The organism is Paenibacillus puerhi (assembly GCF_009846885.1).
Classification (GTDB): domain Bacteria; phylum Bacillota; class Bacilli; order Paenibacillales; family NBRC-103111; genus Paenibacillus_G; species Paenibacillus_G puerhi.
On sequence record NZ_WUWM01000021.1, the window covers coordinates 63,944 to 85,117 of the forward strand.

A 21,174-nucleotide genomic window follows, 5' to 3' on the forward strand; every position below is an offset into this window, starting at 1 on the left:
TTGAACTGGGGGAAACGCAGTTGAATCAACAAGATCAGGTAAAGAGAAAATGGATGCCACCTCTTCTGATGGCGGGTATCGTGTCTTTCACAGCTGTAGTGAGCGGTTGTAGCAATAACACATCGGGAAGCGGAGACAAACCGACAAGTTCGGCTTCAGCAACGGCAAAAGCGGTTGTAGACAAAAATGGGAAATTTGATCCTCCAATTACTGTAACGTATTTACGTCCTTGGGCGCCAGATGTTAAATTCAAATCTGGTGAGGATCAGAATAATAATGTCCATACGAAATGGGCCCATGACAAATTGGGGATCGATCTCAAAAACTTATGGATATCTCCTTCCACAAACAATGCTTTCGAGACGAAGTTGCGGTTATCACTAGCAACTAACGAGAAAATGCCAGATATCATTTCGTATCGTGGGGAATTTAACCTTGCGCGTGAATTAATTGACTCTGGCAAATTTGTTGATGCTGGTGAGCTATTTGACAAGTATGCTAGTAAAACCTGGAAAGATGCAATGAACGAAGACCCGTCTGTTTGGTATCCCTATATGCAAGATGGTAAACGGATCGGAATTCCAATTCTCGATTACGCTTACAATGGGGATCCAGTCATGTGGATTCGTGAAGATTGGATGCAAAAATTGAATTTGAGCGCGCCGAAAACGTTGGATGATTTGGAGAAACTTATGGATGCCTTCACAAATCAAGATCCAGATGGAAACGGCAAGAAAGATACCTACGGTTTGGCGATCGGATTTAAAAACTGGGTCAATACATGGATGTCGGATGCTGGATGGATTTTTGGAGCATTTGGAACGATGCCGAATCAATGGAACAAAACGAAAGACGGGACATTGGAGTACGGTACGGTTACGGAAGGCTCGAAAAAAGCATTGGCGAAAATGCAAAGCTGGATGAAAAGCGGGTACTTGCCTGCTGAAGCAGGTTTATACGACGAAACGAAAGCGTCAGAAGATTTCACTGCTGGTAAGGCAGGAATCGTTGTTGGACCCCATTGGATGCCAGCTTGGCCACTTGAGGATGTAAAGAAAAATAACAAGAATGCGCAATATAAAGCATATCCTATACCAGCTGGTCCGAATCAGGTCTCAGGCAGACATGGCACACCGAATTCCAATGGTGTCGTGTTAATCAATAAAGATATGAAGCACCCGGAAGCTTTCTTCACGTATCAGAACTATTTGTTTGACCAGTATGCGAACCCGCAGGTTGGCGGCGAATTTGAAAATGGCATGGCGGAAGGCTATGATTGGGTTATGGTCGACGGCAAGCCTATGAATGATACTGAACATACAGGCGGCTATTCACCAGAGAAATATACACTTACTTTTGATGGAGCGCGAATCCCGAGTCAGTTGATGAAGGCATTAGCAAAGCTTTCAACAGGCGAAGTGCCTTCGACGCCTTTTGAGAAGAAGTTGAAATCGAGCACACCTCAAGCGATGATTGATGCAGCTTCGATTGTTATGGCGCAGAAAGATATCGTGATCCCACAAATGTTCACAGGTGCACCGACGGCAACGATGCAGACAACGAATGATATTTTGGCGAAATTGGAAAAGGACACCTTGGCCCAAATTATTTATGGCAAGCTTCCTATTGATGCTTTTGATAAATTCGTGGAAAATTGGAAGTCTTCGGGTGGAGACAAAACTACAGCAGAAGTTAACGAATGGTACAAATCCGTAAGTAATGGAGGAAAGTAGGCTCCTAATAAAAAAGAGAACCTCGCACACGCGAGGTTCTCTTTTTTATTAGGGAAATCAAAGTTGAGCTTGATCTCGGTACTCCTGAGGCGTAGCATCATAGTATTTCTTGAATACTCGAATGAAGTAAGCTGTATTATTATACCCAACAATTTCGGCTATCTCAAATACCTTGGTTGTTGTAGTGCGAAGTAGGAAAGCTGCTTTTTCCATTCGTAATCGATACACATACTCCGTAAGTGCTTCACCTGTTTTCGTTTTATACACTTTGGATAGATAGACTGGATGAAGGTGTACATGATCAGCAATCGCAGGCAACGACAAGTCCTTGGCTAAATGACTGTCGATATAGAGTTGAACGGCGTGGACAATCGCACTGTGATTATCCATCAGTTCTTGGTCATTATCATCTCGAATGCTATTCAGTGTACGAATTGCCCATTCCATCAATTGTGAAGCTGTAGAGTAGGAGGGGACTAAAAAATATTTTAGTGAATCTTGGTGGAGTAACATGGATAATTGCTTGCCGCTCTTATGAATAATATAGGCAAATGCGCCAGCCAATACATGGTAAACTTCAATAAGTTGTTCAGAGACATCCTTACCGTCTGAACTATGGATGTCACTGAAAATGTTACGAATCTTGCTCTCTACATCGTTATAGCGCCCAGCTTCAAGTAGACTGAGCAGCGTAGGTGGCTCATAGAGCGACCAAAGCGTATGGACGGTACCTGACTTCACTTCATCCGATGCAGTAAGGAATAAGCCTTGTCCGTGGCCCATCTTTCTGCGCATGGACATCACGGCTTGTTCATAAATGCTCTGTGTTTGGAAAGGGAACTTTCCCCAGCTCCCAACAAGGATAGAAATTGTTCCTTTAAGATAATTCAGGACATTTGTTTGAATGTGGTCAGCGTAACGTTCAAGATGCGTCTTATACATTTCGCTCATTACCTGCATACCCGTGTGATTGGCGTTACGAGGAGCAACAAGTAGGACCAAATAATCATGCGTGTCCCTCGCAGACCAAATGTGGAAGTCATTCTGCATAATCTCATTCACAATGTTGCAGATAGCATACTCCATCAGGGCGATGTCTTGATCTGGCATATCGGCAAAACGTTCTTCCATGCGGATGAGCATCAAACACATATCATCTCCAGCGCATAATGGAAGTTCAAGGAGCTTGAGCTTATCAGCTAAAGCTTCTGTCGTAAATGTTTTGCCTCGAAGCAATTCATTTAACGTATTTGATCTGAGCAAGGGAAGATTCTCATTCAGGGTGTAGAGCGCTTTCTGATAAGAAGCGATTTCTTCCCATTTGATCTTGATTTGGTCAACGACACGCTGAACACAATCAATAAGATCCTCGTCACTAACCGGTTTGAGCAAATAATCAAAAGTTTGCTGCGAGATCGCTTGTTTCGCATACTCAAAGTCCGCATAGCCTGAAAGTAAAATCGACTTCACATGTGGCCATTTGCTCTGTATCATCGTGATCAGCTCAATTCCTGACATACCAGGCATTCGGATATCGGTAATGACGATATCAATCGCGTTATTTTCCAAAATTTCAAGAGCTACCCTACCGGATAATGCTTCATGAACGGTTCCGATCCCACATGCTTTCCAAGGAATCGTTTCGGCTAGTGTCTCAACAACTGAACGTTCATCATCCACCAATAGTATCTGTAAAATAATTAGTCACCTACTTTCGTTGTATTGATTTTCCAAGTAATCATTGTTTTAACCCCGCCTAATTCAGAATGCGCAAAGGTCAAGCCTGCCTCATCACCAAAAAGATAATGCAGCCTTTGATGTACATTCCACGTCCCGCACCCCATATGTTCTTCCAGGGGCATGGTAAGTTTATTCTGCAGCTGATTGACTTGCATATCTGTCATTCCTGCACCGCTATCCTCGATGGAAATGGTATACATGCCATTTTCATGTTTACCTGTAATGGTAATTTCGCCATTCTCGGCTGAAGGTTCTATGCCATGTATAATAGCGTTCTCCACAATCGGTTGCAAGGTTAATCTAGGTATCATCTTGTCCTTAATGTCATCAGGCATGTCAATCGTAAATCGCATGCGTTCGAGGCGAAGCGCTTGAATGTTCAAATAATTAGTGACCATGCGAAGTTCTTCCTGGATTGTAGCTAAATCATTCTCAGACCTCGTAATGTATCTGAAATACTCACCAAGGTTTAAAGACATTGCGACAACCGCTTCTTCATTTTTCATTCGTGCCATATTTTTGATATAAAACAAACAATTATATAGAAAATGCGGATTGATTTGGGACTGAAGTTGCTTCAGTGTCGCTTCCCGTCTCCGCAGTTTCTCTTCGTACACGTTTTCAATGAGTTCATGAATACGCTGCGCCATAATATTAAATCGCCCAAAGAGAAGGCTGAATTCGTTCGGACCTGAATTTTTCAAGCGGACTGTAAAATCCCCTGATGAAAAGCGATTAGTTGCTTGGACTAGCTGAATGAGCGGAAGCTGGACACTGCGATAGATGGCGAAAACAACGGCTAGGCTCATGACCAGTAAAACAGCAATAGAAATGAAAAATAAATTACGACTGTTCGTAATTGGTCTCAGAATCTGCTGCATGGGGACATAATCGACATAGTACCAGCCCAAACTTTGCGATCTGATATAAGAAACATAATATTCCGTTTGATTCAGATCGGTTCGAAAACCGCCCCTGTCTGTGAGTGATTTTTCATTTAACCGGTGAGATAAAAGTTCTATTAGGTCTTCATGAGCAGATCCATTGCGAATGCTACCTTGCTCAGGATGGTAGAGAAAAGGATCTCCGTTATCGTTTACTTTGTTCTGATCGAGAAGTTCGGTCAAGTGATGGATCGGAAAACTAATTTTGGTTATGAGTTTGGCTGTGCTCGGATGTGACATGGCTGAAATGGGGGCGGTTGTAAACCATGTGAACATGTCATTGGAATAACTCCAAGTTCTGGAAAATGGTTCCGTGAAATCTGACTCTTTGTAAGTGAATGAAGCATAGTAGTCTGTTGATAATACGTCTTGTATTCGTGGGAAAAACAGGGTGATGTTAGAATGCCATTTGCTTGCTGCATTATATAAACTCAATTTCTCCAGTATCGAAATGTTTAACTTCACCCGTTCATAAGGATCACTGTTGTTTCCAGGTTGTTGATATTCCTGAATGCTTGAATCTTGTCCAATTGAAACGCCATATAACGATAATTGGTACATATTTGACTCAACTTGGGATGCAAAAGAGGAGAGACGGTTCGTTGTATTTTGCTGTATTTCTTGCTCGATGACACCAACACTTTCATAATTCGAGAACGTATAGAGGGATAACACTGGAATTAACAACAATAGTATGAGCAGTGTAATTTTCGTGAAAACATTACTACGTAAAAACAAATCGCACCCTCCTCATTTAGTTACAAAATGAATATTGTTATTGCAATATTAGGATATAGATATGAAAAAGGGATTGCTATAATCGATATATTACAAGATCTGGGTCACCTAGAGAAGTAAAATATTTTTTAGAACATGGAGGAAGTTCAAGTGAGGGAGATTAGTTTACACATGGCCGATCAACGTGCAGAACAGATTATCGTTAAGAAAAGATGGAATATGGCTCGTAACTGGCCACTGCACTTCATGCTTATTCCTGCTGTATTGTTTACAGTTGTCTTCCAATACCTTCCAATGGCGGGACTGGTCATCGCTTTCCAAGATTTTAAGCCTTGGTTAGGCATAACGGGTTCAAAATGGGTGGGGCTGGCTAACTTTCGTTTTCTATTTTTGTATCCAGATATTCAGCAGGTAATCTGGAATACGCTGGTTATTGCTTTCTTCAAAATTGTTGCAGGTCTGTTTGCGCCACTTCTTTTCGCTGTTTTGTTAAATGAAGTGCGGTCGATGGGGTTTAAAAGAGTCAGTCAAACGCTAGTATATTTACCGCATTTTTTATCTTGGGTGATTCTCGGCGGTATTTTACTGGATATCCTCTCTCCGCAAGGCGGCATGGTGAATAAACTTGTGATTGCATTCGGCGGGCAGCCGATATTCTTTCTTGGTGACGGGGACTGGTTTCGATTCACTTTAGTTTTTAGCGATGTTTGGAAAGAGTTCGGGTTTGGTACAATTGTTTTTCTTGCATCACTTGCTGGTATTAATCCAGCCCTATATGAAGCAGCTGAAGTAGATGGAGCAACGAGGTTTAAACAAACCGTTCACATTACAATTCCTGCGTTAATGCCAATGGCTGTTGTTTTAGCAACACTATCGATTGGGAATATTCTCAATGCAGGATTTGATCAAGTATTTAACTTATATAACCCTCTTGTCTATGAAAAGGGAGACATTATCGACACCTTTGTATATCGTATGGGGATACTGAACGGCAAGATGAGTTTTGCGACAACAGTTGGTTTGTTTAAATCGGTCGTAGCCACGGTGTTAATTGTCATCTCATACCGTTTAGCTTATAAGATTGCTAATTACCGTGTTTTCTAAGATTTTTTAAGGAGGTTCTACTTATGTACTACAAAACAATGGGTTACAAACTGTTTAGTATAGCGAATTATATTTTCCTGGGATTCCTTTCGCTATTGTGTATCCTCCCGCTGATTCATATCCTTGCAGTCTCATTCAGCAGTATGGCTCCAGCATCCTCCAACCTCGTTACTTTCTGGCCAATTGGTTTTACAATGGATGCCTATGAGAAGACGTTTGGTAATGCCAATTTTCTAAATTCGTTACTGATTTCAGGCGAGAGAACTGTGCTCGCTACGGTAATAGGAATGTTCCTTGTCTTACTCACGGCCTATCCGTTATCTAAGGATGATCAGATGTTCCGAGGTCGGTCCGCATATATTTGGTTCTTCGTTTTTACACTCTTGTTCAGTGGCGGCTTAATCCCAAGTTATTTGCTGATTCAAAAGTTAGGACTAATGAATACGATCTGGGCTTTAATTTTGCCTGGTGCGGTTTCAGTGTGGAATATTATCTTGATGTTGAATTTTTTTCGTGGATTACCTAAGGAGCTGGAAGAGGCTTCATTTCTTGATGGAGCGGGTCAATTCAAGACACTTAGCCTTGTTTATATTCCACTTTCGATGCCTGCGATTGCCACACTTTCTTTATTTACAATGGTTTACCAATGGAATTCATGGTTTGATGGCATGATTTATATGTCTGATATCAAAAAATTTCCACTGGCATCGCTTCTTCAAACAATCATTGTACAGCAAGATTTTTCAAAGATTAATGTGGATCCTAAACACTTGGAGAATATCTCGCAGAGAACGGTGAGAGCAGCGCAAATCTTCATCGGTGCGCTCCCAATCCTACTTGTATATCCGTTCCTTCAGCGCTTTTTTGTCAAAGGCATGGTAATTGGTGCAGTGAAAGAGTAATCGAATGTGGAGCAAGGGGGTCGCTTCGTCGGCCCAATACTAATATTAGAATCAGGGGGACACCAAGATGAAGATCAAAAAATGGTTGCCAAAAGTAATTAGCTGCTGCTTAGTTCTCGCATTAGCTAGTCCTGTTACTTATCCGGTTAAAGCCGAGCAATTGGAGAGAGCGAACCTCCGAGACTTGACAGGCCATTGGGCACAAGCAGCAGTCGAAGAAATGAATAAGTCGGGACTCATGAACGGTTACGAAGATGGCTCATTTAAGCCGAATCAACCAATTAGTCGTGCAGAATTTATCACGGTATTAGATCGGATATTTGGTTTCAATGGTAACACAAGTACAAAGTTCAAGGATGTTTCACCCGATGATTGGTATTACTCAACAATAACGAGTGCTGTAGGTTCTGGCATCATGAACGGGATTGCCGAAGATGAGATGAAGCCGAATGCGTTCATTACGAGGGAAGACGCTGCCGTTGTTCTAGATCGTGCGTTTCAGCTATCATCCGATCTAGAAGCGGATTCAGCGCTCACGTCGTTCCTGGATCAGGGTGAGATTGCCGTCTACGCGAAGAAAGCGCTTACTAATTTGGTGGGTGGACATGTATTTACAGGTTATAATGGCATGTTGGACCCTAAAAAGCTGTTGACTCGTGCAGAATCGGCGACTCTTTTATCCAAAATGGTTGCGGATTTGATTTCACAACCTGAGGAATTTGATAAGCGTGAGGTAAATGGGAATGTCATTATCCGATCAACTGGTGTGATACTGAAACACACTGTCATTCATGGCAATTTGATTTTGGCAGAAGGTATTCAGGAAGGCGATGTTACACTTGATGGGATCACCGTTACAGGTAGTACCATCATCCAAGGTGGTGGAAGCCACTCGGTGAAAGTGAAAAACTCGAAACTCAACCATGTGAACTTGAAAAAGAGAAGCTCTCCTGTGCGAGTTGTCATTGAGGATGGCAGTGAAGTTAAAGACCTTTCGATTGATAAACCTGCCATCTTGGAGGTGTCACAAGGAAATGTGATTGAGCAAGTTACAGTTGGCGAAGAGGCATCGAATTCTCTACTTACAAATAAAGGATCGATTAAGAAACTGACAATTAAGGCGAATGTGATTAAGCTGAATGGGGAAGAGCGAGGAAAGGGAGAGATTAACCTAGTACCCAAAGATCCTAGCTTAGTTATAGGGCCTTCAGTGGTGGATATGCCTGTCTCCAATGAACAAGAGCAAGACCTACAGGACGAACAAGCAGTTCCATCGACGACCATCCCAGACCAGAAATGGCAGCTTGTTTGGCAGGATGAGTTTAATGAACCCGAACTGGATACGTCCAAATGGACACCGCAAGATACCGGAGTTGTCTACAATCATGAACTCGAATATTATCATCCCAACAATGCCTCTATCGTGAAAGATGGCAAACGAAGTGTTTTACGTATAGAAGCTAGAAAGGAGCGGCACGAAAATAGTGAATACACATCCGGTAAGCTTATTTCACGTAACAAGGGTGATTGGACCTATGGCAAAATGGTTGTGCGCGCGAAGCTGCCTGTCCAACAGGGGATGTGGCCTGCAATATGGATGATGCCAACGGACGAAGCTCATTATGGTGGATGGCCGGCTTCTGGGGAAATCGATATTATGGAGCTTATCGGCGGGGTAAATAAAAATCGCGTCTATGGGACACTGCACTTTGACAGTATTCAACCAGATGGTTCGCATGGCTCAGATCAGGGCACCTTTGAGCTGCCTTCGTACCAATCGTTTTCAGATGCCTACCATGATTTTCAAATGGAGTGGTTACCCGGCTCGATTCGATTCTACGTCGATGGTCAGCTCTATCACGAAGTTAATGATTGGAAAACGAGAGGGCCTGGCCAACCTGCGGATTATACCTATCCAGCGCCTTTTGATCGCCCTTTCTACATGATTCTTAATCTAGCTGTTGGTGGAGATTGGCCAGGAGCACCGAAGAGTGACTTCGTGTCCGATCAGATGGATGTTGATTTTGTTCGTGTCTATCAGTATAAAGATCTGAATGATCTTCCAGACATTACAGGCAATCCGCCTGAACCAGTTCAGAAGCGTGCCCCGCATATAGATGGGAATTACATTTATAACGAGAAATTTACAGAAGGATCGGACGAACAAGGAATGCCCAATAATTGGAAATATATTGAAAATGCGAATGGGAACGGTTATGTATCTATTGAAGATGATGTCTTGAAAGGGAAAGTTGCCAAGCTTACCATCACTCAGCCTGGTGATGAAATTTACTCCATACAGTTAACACAGCTGCCAATGTATATTGTAAAGGGGAAAAAATACAAGGTTCGTTTTGATGCCAAAGCAGATGCAAACCGGACGATGATGTCGAAGGTCAATCAGTTTGGAAAAAGTTGGAAAAATTATTCAGGTGAACAAATCTTGTCGTTAACGACGGAATGGCAAAGCTTTGAATATACGTTCGATATGTTGAATAGCACGGACAATAACGCAAGGTTCGAGTTTAATTTAGGAAAAAATTCTACTACAACGTATTTTGCAAACGTAAGTCTTCAGGAAATCGGAGACGCGACTCCCCTGCCAGATGAGGAAATTCATAACGGAGCCTTGGCGGATGGGAATCTCATCTATAATGGCACTTTTGATCAAGGGAAGAATCGTTTAGCGTTTTGGAGTTCTGATATTACGCCAGATGCACATGCACAGATTAGCACGAATAATTTCCTTATGTTCCCTATCATGGAACGGCAACTCGTTGTACAAGTGGATGGGGCTGGTGTGCAAAATGAATCTGTTAGCGTCCGTCAATCGGGTTTACACCTAGAGAAAAATTCAGAATATGGTCTTTCATTTCAAGCCAAATCTGATGTCCCACGTCGTATATCCATTGATCTTGCAAGCACAAGTGAGAATCCAATCCAGATTTTCGGCGGTGGTTCCTTTGATTTAGGTACGGAATTGCAAATGTTTTCAACGGATATTTCGATTGGAGAAGGCTCATCTGTGGTAGAATCCGAGCTTAAGCTGCTCTTTGGCAATACCACGGGTACAGTGTATGTGGACAATGTTCGCTTAGTGAAACGTGGTCAGCCCCACAATATTAACGGATATGCACACATATCGGCAGCAGATGCGTGGGAAATGAAAGGTCTGCAGCTGGAAAACTCCAGCGAGGGTGGTAAGAATATCAGTTATATGGATGAAGGTGATCTGCTGCAATATAAGCTGATTCCCGCAAACGCGGCTGATTATGTTGTGACAGCAAGAGTAGCTAGTGGCGTAGATGATGCTCTTATACGTTTTCATGTCAAGGACGGATCAGGCACGACGATTGTTCAGTCTGAGTACGCATTAGGTAATACTGGTGGTTGGCAGCAGTATAAAACCATTACATTTGATTCTTTCTCCCTTGCAGCAGGCCAACCTTACTACGTAGAATTTGAAGGCAGGAATTACAATATGCTGTGGCTGGATCTCTCTGCCAACAAAATCATGAATGGCGGCATGGCAGTTGATACCAGTCATTGGAATCTTATCTCCGGCATCGATTCTACGATCCAACATTCTAATGAAGGAGAATTGGTCGTGTTTCTCCCTGGTACAGGAACTGAATGGTGGGATCATCAGTTGCAGCAGACGAATCTACTCATCGAGATGGGGAAAACTTATCGTCTTGAAGTGGACGCAAGAGCTTCGGTGCCTAGACCATTGCAGCTAGTCGTTTCTAAAAGCAGTGGAGAGTACACGAAATATTTGAACGAAGAGGTTCAACTTGGTACAACATCATCGCACTACATATATACATTTACAATGAATGAACCAACAGATTCGCTGGCCTTACTTACATTTGGTCTAGGTAAACCCGGAGCTTTAGCTGTTAATCATACGATTGTATTTGATAACATTCGGTTATATGAGGTCAACCAAGCCGCGGAAATAGGGGGACAGCCCACCCAAGTTAATTTGATACAGAACGGTAGTTTTACACATGGGACTTCGGGTTGGTTTACGTATGCAGCGGGTGATGCCAGTCAAATGTCTGCTGCTGTTCAAAACGGGAAGCTGCAAACCTCAATTGGCAGCGTGGGGGATAACCCATGGGACCGTCAATTGATTCAAGAAGGGTTTGCAATTCAGCAAGGATATCGCTATACCTTGAGTTTTAAAGCCAAAGCGGATACAACTCGAAAGATGGGACTTGGCATCGGATGGGTAGATGTTGCAGCAAATTATGCATGGCATGGCTACTTTGGACAGCAGGTGGACTTATCTACAGAAGAAGCAACCTATTCTTTCACCTTCGACGCAACATCCGAAAGCTATTTGCAATCGCGTATTACGTTTGATATGGGGAATATATCTGGAGGTAATGCAGGGAATACCAGAATTACGATTTCAGATGTTAGTTTGATGAATGTGGGACCGCTATAGTGGGGGAATGTATCTAGATAAAGATTTTACCTTGCTTCGTGTACACAACCTCAAAAAATTTGATAATACGGGGGAAGATCTGGAGGATCTGATATCTATAGGCACGATCGGCCTGATCAAAGCCATCGAATCGTTCTCGCCGGATAAGGGGACGAAGTTGGCCACATTCGCGGCGCGTTGCATCGAGAATGAAATTCTGATGCACTTGCGGTCGCTTAAAAAGACAAAAAAGGATGTCTCGCTTCATGACCCACGTAGCAAATGATACATTGCTAGGCTCGATGAATCATTTGCTACAGCGGTACGGACAAGGAGGGAAATGAGATTTCATTGATCGATATTCTCGGCTCGGACGCCGATGAAGTCGCGGATAAGGTGCAGCTCAAGATTGAGAAGTCGAAGATCTATAAGAATCTGGATATCTTGGATGAGCGTGAGCGGGAGGTTGTTGTCGGCCGCTTTGGGCTTGAGACTGGCGGAGAGGAGCGGACTCAGCGGGAGATTGCGAAGGAGCTGGGGATTAGCCGCTCCTATGTGTCGCGGATTGAGAAAAGGGCGCTCATGAAGCTGTATCATGAGTTTTATAAGGCGAAGCGGTGATTAATATAAGTACAAATCCATAAAAACAATCATGACTTTCTGTCGCATCCACGGGCATCTACTGGAAACCCGTATACAACATCCTGGAAGGGTACTTCAACATTGCTCTGGCAAATGCCCAGAGAATCAAGCCGGGAAGCAAGACCGATGTCAATGACGCCGGGTGGATTGCCAGACTCTTACGTGTCGGTCTCATTGAAAAAAGCTTCGTGCCAGCGGAAGACCTCCGAGAACTCCGCGACTTGACCCGACTTCGCAAGAAACGGGTCGGCAACTCGGCACGGTCATTCGGATGTATTCGGCGTGCGGGCCGCAATCTATTAGCGCGTCTGATGGAGCAGGGTTATGTAGATGCCGATGACATCGAGCATCGGGTACACGGCAACATCAAACGGAATGTAAAGCGCGTGGCGGGCTCCTTGTTCGGTACGCTGAATACCCATCAAATGCTCATGATCCGCAACTGCTGGGAACATATTGCTTTTCTGGAGCAATCCATGGCTGCTCTTGATGCCGAAATAGGAGCTCATCTGAAACCGTACGAAGAAGCTCTTACGCTGATTCAAACCATTCCGGGCGTAAGTGATGTGACGGCTTCAGCGCTTATTGCCGAGGTTGGCGTCGATATGGATCAATTTCCGACAGCCGATCATCTGGCTTCTTGGGCAGGTATCGCTGCGGCCTGGGCCGCAACCAAATGTCGAGCGTACACGGTGCAGACGAACGGGGGCAATGGCTACCAGGTAGACGCGGCGGCGGCCAAGTTCGCCAAAATAGTTCCCGTTTATTGGAACGACTCTGTCGAGGATGTCCGGCGGATCATCAGCTCCGGTTCTACCATAATAGAACTTGACTGAAGCTGATGTTTCATTAAATCGAATAGCATGAGTGCGGCCAACAGTCCTATTTTCTCTTTATCCTGCCGAATGGTGGACAGGGGGGGATCCATATATTTGCATGCTTCGATATCATCGCATCCAATAATCGCGATATCACCCGGAATAGCAAGCCTCTTTTCCTTCAGTGCCCGCATAGCCCCGATTGCCAATTGGTCAGAAGCCGCAAATAAAGCGCGCGGAAGATGTCCCTGGGTCATCATTTCCCTCATTGCAACGAAACCGCTCGTTTCAAAAAAGTCGCTTCCATACTTGAACCAATCTTTGTTAACCGATAAACCAAAGTTTTGCATAGCCTGTATGAGACAATTCTCACGCAGTTTGGAAATCAAGCTGTGGGTCCCTAAAAAGCCAACTTCTTTGTAACCTTGCAAGTAGAAATGCTCAACAACTTTGTAGGCCATCTTCGCATTATCTGTCATAATATACCCTGAATTAGGGCCTGTCAGTTCAAGGTCGATGCCGATACACGGAATATCACTGTGATCTAGATCCGTGATGCATGGTTCAAGTTCGTCGCCGGAAATCAGAATACAGCCATCCACTGAGAAATGCTTGCACCTTGTAAGATAATCTTCGCCTGAATGGTGAAATTTTTCATTCGAGAAGAAAATCAAATCATAGCCGAGAAGGCCGATACGTTTTTTGAACGCATTAATCACATCGATAAAGAAAAGATGGTTAAATTCGGCATTAATTTTTCCGGCATAAATAACACCGATTAGATTGGAATTTTTGGACACAGCAGACTTGTTAGAAATGGAAGATTGGTAGCCGTTTTCTTGAATAATTTTGAGAACCTTTTGTTTGGTTTCTTCACTGACTTCATTATAATTGTTTAAAATTTTAGAAACGGTAGAAACCGATACCCCGGCAAGTTTAGCAATTGTATTCATGGTAACTTTCAATGGTTTCACCTCGTCTTACCAGCGGTTTAAAGATATAATTTTGTAACCTCATAATAACATAATGGAAATTATCGTCAATAAAAGATTGAAGGACGAAAAATGAAATAGTTCAGTTTTTCATAAAAGAAGAAACCGATGCATGTAGTTTTGAAAGTTTTGAATACAATCAGGTTGTTCCTAAAGGTAGACATCTCCGTTTTCTAAAATTTTCGTTAATATCTTTGAAAATCCTGATTTATACACCATATTTCGGAAAATTTATGGTTTTAATTGGAATATTATATTTACAAAATGGAAAACTTGGGAGATAATATTTGTAATTAAACGAAAATTTTCGTGTTAAACGCTTGTGGCCTTCGACTAAGGAGTTGCATAAAGAGAATTCAGGCAAATGCGTTGCCCATCCACCAGATATCGCACATAGGATGCAGAAATACCGGCAGTAATAGCGCGATCCAGCATGGCGGTGATGTTAACAGGTGCTCCATGCGATGAACGCTCTCGCGACTCAGTGTTAAAAATCGTCGCCAAGCGTAATTTTTTCTGTGAAACGGAGGACAGGAGGTACTGCCATATTTACTAATTTGGAGAATGTTACCGTATACCTGAATAAGGGTCCTGTTCGTTTAAACGCGGCATATATTTTAGGGCCGATACAAAATCCAGGAGAGAACGATCGTTTCAATTTAGATTTGCGTCATATTTTTATGAAAGACCGTGTATTACTAGGGGATAAAATCCCGGTGGAATTCGTAAATAGCCAAGCTTGCGAATGCCGTTTTCATCACAAAATCGATCAACGTTCAGCAGAATTGGATTTGTCTGAATATCAAATTGAGGAAAATGAGAGATTATTCCTGATATCAAATATTAGGAGCGAAGAAGCAAAGGAAGTTTGTTTTCGACCAATTGATATCATTGGGAAAATATGGGTCAACGGTGAAGTCGTGTATAATCATACGGGTCCATTCCGGTTACAGCTAAATCGTGGAGACAACGTGGTTGTTATTGAATACGCTGAGCTTCGCAAAACGTATTCTATTCGAATCAGCGAAACGGACTACGATCTTTCCTTGTCCAAAGAATTGATTGAAGAGTACATGGATCGTTGGATTCGTAATCGCGTTTATGTTGTTTGTGAGAGCGTTTATGCAGTAAATCTCGATATTCATATGTTTTATCTCATGACTTGCGATTGGATTAAGGTTTCCAAAGGCACTCCCGTTTCAGTGGTTGTGAAAAATGACGATGGCAAGATTTTGGACTGTTTTGAAGTAAGCATTGGCCAAAAGAATGCTTATCAATTTGCAAATGTAAAAAAAGATACGAATAACATGCTTCATTTCGAAATGAAGTATAGGGATATGGAAGGGCAACTCCATGAATTGCGGCATGTCATATTGGTTCATCCGCTTACCGGGCTGATCGAATCCTTAGAGAAACAGATCGCTTTACTTAGGGATGAAAGTAAGTTAAAGGAAGAGGATCAGCTTCAACTTGACGGACTTAAGCAAGGTATAGAAGCTATACATGAATTGAAACCAGGTTTCCTGACCGAGAAAGAATTGCGAATTGTGAAGGAATACAAGACGCTCTTTAGTCAAGCCTGTGAAAAGATAAAACAAGGTCAAAGCTATCGGGACGCCATCATTGAACAAAAAGTGGGAGACGGATTTTTTTGTTCAAAATTAGATGATAGTCTGGAACGGTATACGGTTTTGTTGCCAGAAAATTATTCCGATCAAAAGAAGTATCCCCTTGTGGTCTTATTGCCAGTAGGTCGCTATGAGCTTGAGCTTTCCGCTTTTCGCGATCTGTTCTTTGACCAGTTGAATGAGGAAGTCATTCTCGCAACCTATTCATGCCGAGGGGTAGTCATGGGCAGCTATATCGGCGAAGCCGCCTTTTTAGAAGGACTCGAAATCATGAAACAGCGATTTCAGATTGATGAGGACCGAATATATCTCTCTGGTTACTCGAACGGTGCTTACGCGGCATGGGCTTTAGCCCAAGCATATCCTGATCAATTTGCCGGTATTGCTGCCTATGCCGGGGCCGCTGATCCTGACAAACTTAAGAATCTAATGAACATCTCTATTCTAAACGTATGTGGTGATGAAGATTATCTGATCGATACGGCTTACATCCGGCAGACGAATATTTTAAGTGGTTTCAAATATAAAGGCATGCTGGAACCGAGGTCTAACCATTGGGACACAAAATACTTTCATCATCATCTTTCAAGCATTAGGTGGCTGCTGCAGCATAAAAGAGAAGCCGCCCCCAAACAAATATATTTCCGGACGGAAAAAGCCCGTCATCGAGTGTGCCATTGGATTGAAATAACAGAATTTGCTGATGGAAAGCTCTTTAGCGAAATCGCTGCAGAAATCATCGGTGATACAATTGTGCGCATACACACCCAACATATTAGAGAATTTGAAGTGACACTTCCGGACTATGTAAACCATACATACGTGAAATTGATCATAGATGACCAAATCACAGTTTTGGAACATCGAAAGCAAAGTCGATTGCGATTTAGGAAAAAGTCGGATGCCTTTGAGTTACAGCAAGAACGGATATCTTGGAGGCGCGAACAAAATTCAAGCATGGGTATGGGAATTTTGGATATATATATGGATCGATTAAAAATTGTCGTTCCGGATCACTATTCCTCCGCAGAAGAGGAATTGAGCATCGTGAAAGTGGCGAATGCTTATGCCAAGCCGAAGACAGCCGGTTGGGATCCGAACATCTATGTTCAATATCCGATTCTGCCATCCAAACAGTTAACGAAACAAGATCTGGACCATTGTAATTTGATTTGCATCGGTTCCAGGGTCAGGGATCATGTCTTTCTATCAAAAATCCAAAGCCAGTTACGAATCAAGCTCTTCGAAGATGGCTATTCAAGCAATGATCGATTTACGGAAGGCCATTATTGTGTGCAATTTATCCAGGCTAATCCCATGAATCCAAAAAAGAAGATTTTGGTCATCTTCTCGAACCATCCGCCGTATTTTAACAAAAATATTTATACAAGAAAGATGATAGTTCCCATATATGCAAGTGGAATTCATCCATATTTGAATAAGGAGGTGATCATGTTTAGCGGTAGCTTAAAGGGATCGCAACTAGAAGTTCTCGAGAGTGAAATCCATACAATGTTCCAGGATTCATGAAGTGAACGATGATCAACATTTTATGAGGAGTGAAATTATGAAGGAAAGAATCGTTCAAATGATCAGTGAGATTAAAAACGATCCGACATTATTAAGTACCTTAAACGGCGAGTCCAGCATTTTGCACAATTCAGGAATGGAATCCCTGCAAATCGTTCATTTTATTTTGCAGGTGGAGGACGAATTCGGATGCGAAATTAATTTCGATGAGTTTGATATGGAAAATTTGGGATCGATTGATGCTTTTTGTGAGTATATCCGGCGTAACACTTTCGAATTAAATCAGAAAGCTCAACAATGACACTGGCAAGCAGAATTGAGAAAATTCATTGCGGTACGTTCGATGCCGAACAGTACTGGAGGGATCCGCATCTTGCGAAGCTGCCGGGGCTTACGGATTCGGAAAATTTGCGTATCGTATCGGTTATGGACGAGTTGTTGTTTACCTTTTGCAGTCCATCTGAAACGCTGATTACCCGTAAAGCGATGAATAGAGCGCACAAGCAGTATTTGGCTGAGATCGGATTCCGGTTTCAGAGCAACTCTTTTGACCTGGATGGCGAGTTAAAAGAACAGGGGAAAAGCATGCTCCAGCTTTTGTTTGAAACAGATACCGATATGTTTGCACTTGGTAATTTGGCTATGGAGAATGTGGAGCTGGAGCCGTTTGCAGCGATTCCTTTTACGAGAGAAGCGAGCGAGAGGCACGGCTTCGTCTGCCGGATTCCTGATATGGAGACTATCCGTAAGGTGAACACCAAAACTTATTCTACTGAAATGAAAGAGCGGTTGGATCTGCCGAATATCAGCCTCATCGTCAACCATTCTTTTGAGCTTCAGGAAGTAGGTGCGAAGCTGCTGCGGGAAGGCTCATTTTTAATAAAAGATAACTATGGGGTTTCAGGAAAAGGCAATCTTCTCATCGATTCTCCGAGTATTTTGGAGCGTATCATTGCTTATACGGCATCCCAGGAAAAGAAGGGAAAGTTCTCGCAATTTGTGGTGGAGCCATATCTGGATAAGCAAACTGATTTCTCCTGCCAATTTGTTATTGACGAATACGGAGAATCCCGGATTCTTTCGCTTCAGAAGCTTGCCAATGACGAATTCGCGTATCAGGAATCGTATACGCCGGAACCGGAGTTCGTTGATTTTCTTGAACGCGCAGGATATTTTGAACTGATGAGGAGTACGGCCGAACAACTGTACCGCGATGGCTATTACGGGCACGTGTGCGTAGATTCTATGCAGCTCAAAAACGGTGAACTCGTCCCGTTGGTTGAAATCAACGCCAGAAAATCTATGAGTCTCATTAAAAATCAAATGGATCAATATTTGGCCCCTCAGGAGCTGAAGGGTAATTTACGGTACTATTCGATAACAAGCACGAATGCGGGTCTACAGTTTATAGACCTTCTGACGGGAATGGAAGAAGCGGGAATATTGTATAAACAGGGACAGCTTGCCGGAATCATCCCCCTTACGGCCAATACATTGACAATCAACCGCAAGCCAGGGAAGCCTTATAAAGGAAGAATCTATGTATCGATGGTCGGTCAGCATGAGAGTGCCCGCAAAGAGATGCATCAACGTCTTAACAGCTTGTTCGCGGAGCTGTCTCTCCAGGTATTGAACTGATCCCAATTTGGAAAGAAGCAGGGTGATTGATTATGGGGAAGAAGACGACTATTTTGAGTTCCGGATTTGGCCTTGGTTTTTACATTCCGGCGCTTCTGCTTGAATATCAACTCTGCGAGCGCCAAGCGCCGGTAGAAGTCGTTGTTTTTGAGAATTACATCGTTCCCCAAAAAAAGGAGAAAATCTCCGATAGCCGTCAAGACTACCACGCCCATTTTGCTATAGCTCGCGTTGCTCAGAAGATTCCTAAGGATATCCGGGACAGCATTGATTTTGCAGCGGTTGAAGGGCTGCTTTCCGAGTGGGAGCAAGAGCAAAGACGCGATTTTATCGTGTTCTCGGGTCATTGGATTTATATTCTGGATATGTATGGCCAGCGGGTCGGAAGCCAATCCTTGAACGTTGATTTGCTCTATGTCGATGCCGATTTGTCGCCTTCCTGGAAAGGCGTGAAGAAGTTCGTACCCGATTACAGTAGTCGCTATCGCGAGGTATGGCTCTTTGATGCGGCAGCTCAGGAGGTCCGTTACAGGATTCCGGTTACTGACGAACCGCTTGTCCCTTATGCAATCCGTCCGAATCGCTTTGTTCTTCACGGCGGAGGCTGGGGAATGGGCACCTATTTAGAGAAGGTTGCAGAACTGGAACGCGAATATCGGCTTGATATTGTCATGTCCAATGAAACCGATTGTGACCTTAACAATTCCAGGCATCGCTATTGGATGAATGACCCTTTATGGGAAGCATGGGAGAAAGATAAAGCGACTGGCAAGCATATATTTCCGAATATGGGCGAGATCAAAGCTGGGGAAAATCCCGTTTTTACAAGTCAGGTCAGCCATCACCGTCTGTTTGACATCATCAAAGGAGCCAAGGCTATCATTAGCAAGCCGGGCGGCGCGACTTTAATCGATTCTCTTTCGTCGGCAACCCCGATTGTTTTCCTTGATCCGTTTGGCCCGCATGAACAAAAAAATGCCGACTTATGGACGCATCTCGGTTTCGGAATTTATTACGAACGATGGAAACAATCAGACTTTTCGCTAAAGCTCCTTGAGCCGCTTAGCGAAGCATTAGCTGCGCACAGAGCTGCTTATCCAAGCTATGTGGATTCACTATTTGAAAAAAATTGAAAATATCTAGTGAGGTGGAGAGGTATGCAGCCGAAAAGCAGTGTAGTTATTGATGAAAAGGCTTTTGATATTATGAAACGCACGATGAGAAATATGGCGGTTCCGTACCGGGAACGAGTCAAAAATCCGAAATATAGAACGCCGGTTCCCGAGTCAATTGGAATTAAGCTGACCAACCGCTGTAATTTACGCTGTATTCACTGCTTCCAATGGAATGAGGACGGTTACCATCATGCGATGGATAAAGAGGAGCAGAACAAGGATATCGATCTGGATGTGTTCCGCAGAATCATGGAGGAAACCTCCGAAGCTAAATCCCGCTTGTATTTGTGGGGTGGGGAACCGATGTTTCATAAGCAATTCGATCAAATTCTGGAGATGCTTGCCGCCGATCGGCGGGAAATGACGATCTGCAGCAACGGTTTACTGCTCGACAAATATTTGGACGACATCGTTAAAATTTCTCCGGGGCTTGAGCTCTTGATCGCCGTGGAAGGTCTTGAAGCGGAGCATGATTTCATCCGGGGCAAAGGCACCTTTGCGAAAACGATGCAGCAAATCGAGCGTTTGGTTGAGCTGCGGGAGCAGGGGATTTATAAAGGGCGCATTTCTGTTCATTCTGTCATCAACGACAGCATGATTCCCAAGCTCTATGAATTGCTTGAATACTTCGAATCATTAAATCTGGATCTCGTCATTCTCTGTTTTCCATGGTACATCTCCAAGGAAACTTCTGTGCAGATGGATAGCTATTTCACGGAAAAGTTCAGTTGGCTGCGCAAGCTGGATGAGAGTCAAATCAATTCCTGGCATGCTTTTAAATACCAGATGAATCCTGAGCACGTGGATTCTCTAATCGGAGCCTTGCAGCGCATTAACGATCGCGTATGGAATATCCGCGTTCGCTACCAACCGGGCCTTGATTATGATGAAATTCAGCAATTCGTGCGCGGTGAAGCGATGACAAGCCGTTGTGCGACTACTTGCATGGCTTTGTCCACAAGGTTGGATGTTTTGCCTACAGGCGAAGTAACGGCTTGTAAGTTTTTTTCGGAATTTACGGTCGGTAATTTGAAGGAACAGGGATTGCAGGAGATTTGGGATTCGGAGAAATATGATCGTATTCGTGAAATCATTAATGTGGAAGGATTGACGCCGGCATGCTCCAAGTGCAGTGTGTTGTATTTACACGGTATTTGA

General features: G+C 43.3%; 13 protein-coding genes and 2 pseudogenes. 12 read left to right on the plus strand and 3 right to left on the minus strand.

Annotated features, from left to right (window positions below; all coding sequences use genetic code 11):
• Positions 1-53: 53 nt before the first annotated feature.
• A complete protein-coding gene (locus GSF01_RS18855) occupies positions 54-1,733 on the plus strand; it encodes an extracellular solute-binding protein (protein WP_159886859.1) in 1,680 nt (559 codons plus the stop codon).
• 57 nt (positions 1,734-1,790) lie between these two features.
• On the opposite strand, the gene GSF01_RS18860 is transcribed toward GSF01_RS18855, so the two are convergent.
• Together GSF01_RS18860 and GSF01_RS18865 are read right to left on the minus strand one after the other, a co-directional pair.
• Positions 1,791-3,413, minus strand: coding sequence for a response regulator (locus GSF01_RS18860; protein WP_235941603.1), 1,623 nt, complete (start codon positions 3,411-3,413; stop codon positions 1,791-1,793).
• 20 nt (positions 3,414-3,433) lie between these two features.
• Entirely contained in the window at positions 3,434-5,155 is a 1,722-nt protein-coding gene (locus tag GSF01_RS18865) for a sensor histidine kinase (protein ID WP_159886776.1), read from the minus strand.
• 171 nt (positions 5,156-5,326) lie between these two features.
• Between GSF01_RS18865 and GSF01_RS18870 the strand changes: the two genes are divergently transcribed.
• From GSF01_RS18870 to GSF01_RS30065, 6 genes and pseudogenes are all read left to right on the plus strand, one after another.
• Positions 5,327-6,259 (plus strand): ABC transporter permease, encoded by a 933-nt coding sequence (locus GSF01_RS18870; protein ID WP_235941604.1) that lies wholly within the window; start codon positions 5,327-5,329, stop codon positions 6,257-6,259.
• 23 nt (positions 6,260-6,282) lie between these two features.
• Positions 6,283-7,161 carry a carbohydrate ABC transporter permease gene (locus tag GSF01_RS18875; RefSeq protein ID WP_159886777.1) on the plus strand — a complete coding sequence of 293 codons (879 nt, stop codon included), beginning with the start codon at positions 6,283-6,285 and terminating at the stop codon, positions 7,159-7,161.
• 67 nt (positions 7,162-7,228) lie between these two features.
• Positions 7,229-11,614: a carbohydrate binding domain-containing protein gene (locus GSF01_RS18880; RefSeq protein WP_235941606.1), complete on the plus strand. Its 4,386-nt coding sequence runs from the start codon at positions 7,229-7,231 to the stop codon at positions 11,612-11,614.
• 34 nt (positions 11,615-11,648) lie between these two features.
• Positions 11,649-12,214, plus strand: a pseudogene (gene sigK / locus GSF01_RS18885) (RNA polymerase sporulation sigma factor SigK); the annotation flags it as partial.
• Positions 12,215-12,264: 50 nt separating this feature from the next.
• Positions 12,265-12,483 (plus strand): annotated as a pseudogene (locus GSF01_RS30060) (IS110 family transposase); the annotation flags it as partial.
• 228 nt (positions 12,484-12,711) lie between these two features.
• On the plus strand, positions 12,712-13,071 hold the full coding sequence (locus GSF01_RS30065) for a transposase (protein WP_268893724.1): 360 nt from the start codon (positions 12,712-12,714) through the stop codon (positions 13,069-13,071).
• Here the strand turns inward: GSF01_RS30065 and GSF01_RS18895 are convergent.
• Positions 12,999-14,018 (minus strand): LacI family DNA-binding transcriptional regulator, encoded by a 1,020-nt coding sequence (locus GSF01_RS18895; protein ID WP_268893722.1) that lies wholly within the window; start codon positions 14,016-14,018, stop codon positions 12,999-13,001. The genes GSF01_RS30065 and GSF01_RS18895 overlap by 73 nt on opposite strands.
• Before the next feature lie 743 nt (positions 14,019-14,761).
• On the opposite strand from GSF01_RS18895, the gene GSF01_RS18900 reads away from it, so the two are divergent.
• From GSF01_RS18900 to GSF01_RS18920, 5 genes are read left to right on the plus strand one after another with little or no spacing between them, the layout of a single operon-like run.
• Positions 14,762-17,203 carry a prolyl oligopeptidase family serine peptidase gene (locus tag GSF01_RS18900; RefSeq protein WP_159886780.1) on the plus strand — a complete coding sequence of 814 codons (2,442 nt, stop codon included), beginning with the start codon at positions 14,762-14,764 and terminating at the stop codon, positions 17,201-17,203.
• A 37-nt stretch (positions 17,204-17,240) separates the two neighbouring features.
• Complete coding sequence (locus GSF01_RS18905) at positions 17,241-17,504, plus strand: acyl carrier protein (protein ID WP_159886782.1); 264 nt, start codon at positions 17,241-17,243, stop codon at positions 17,502-17,504.
• Positions 17,501-18,841 carry a hypothetical protein gene (locus GSF01_RS18910; protein ID WP_159886784.1) on the plus strand — a complete coding sequence of 447 codons (1,341 nt, stop codon included), beginning with the start codon at positions 17,501-17,503 and terminating at the stop codon, positions 18,839-18,841. The genes GSF01_RS18905 and GSF01_RS18910 overlap by 4 nt, the downstream gene beginning before the upstream one ends.
• A gap of 32 nt (positions 18,842-18,873) precedes the next feature.
• Entirely contained in the window at positions 18,874-19,974 is a 1,101-nt protein-coding gene (locus GSF01_RS18915) for a glycosyltransferase family protein (RefSeq protein WP_159886786.1), read from the plus strand.
• A gap of 24 nt (positions 19,975-19,998) precedes the next feature.
• Positions 19,999-21,174, plus strand: a complete 1,176-nt coding sequence (locus GSF01_RS18920; RefSeq protein ID WP_159886788.1) for a radical SAM/SPASM domain-containing protein — start codon at positions 19,999-20,001, stop codon at positions 21,172-21,174.

Coding starts and splice junctions, on each gene's coding strand:
- GSF01_RS18855 (WP_159886859.1), top strand. CDS start 54: ATGCCACCTCTTCTGATGGCGGGTATCGTGTCTTTCACAGCTGTAGTG.
- GSF01_RS18870 (WP_235941604.1), top strand. CDS start 5,327: ATGGCCGATCAACGTGCAGAACAGATTATCGTTAAGAAAAGATGGAAT.
- GSF01_RS18875 (WP_159886777.1), top strand. CDS start 6,283: ATGTACTACAAAACAATGGGTTACAAACTGTTTAGTATAGCGAATTAT.
- GSF01_RS18880 (WP_235941606.1), top strand. CDS start 7,229: ATGAAGATCAAAAAATGGTTGCCAAAAGTAATTAGCTGCTGCTTAGTT.
- GSF01_RS30065 (WP_268893724.1), top strand. CDS start 12,712: ATGGCTGCTCTTGATGCCGAAATAGGAGCTCATCTGAAACCGTACGAA.
- GSF01_RS18905 (WP_159886782.1), top strand. CDS start 17,241: ATGAAGGAAAGAATCGTTCAAATGATCAGTGAGATTAAAAACGATCCG.
- GSF01_RS18910 (WP_159886784.1), top strand. CDS start 17,501: ATGACACTGGCAAGCAGAATTGAGAAAATTCATTGCGGTACGTTCGAT.
- GSF01_RS18915 (WP_159886786.1), top strand. CDS start 18,874: ATGGGGAAGAAGACGACTATTTTGAGTTCCGGATTTGGCCTTGGTTTT.
- GSF01_RS18920 (WP_159886788.1), top strand. CDS start 19,999: ATGCAGCCGAAAAGCAGTGTAGTTATTGATGAAAAGGCTTTTGATATT.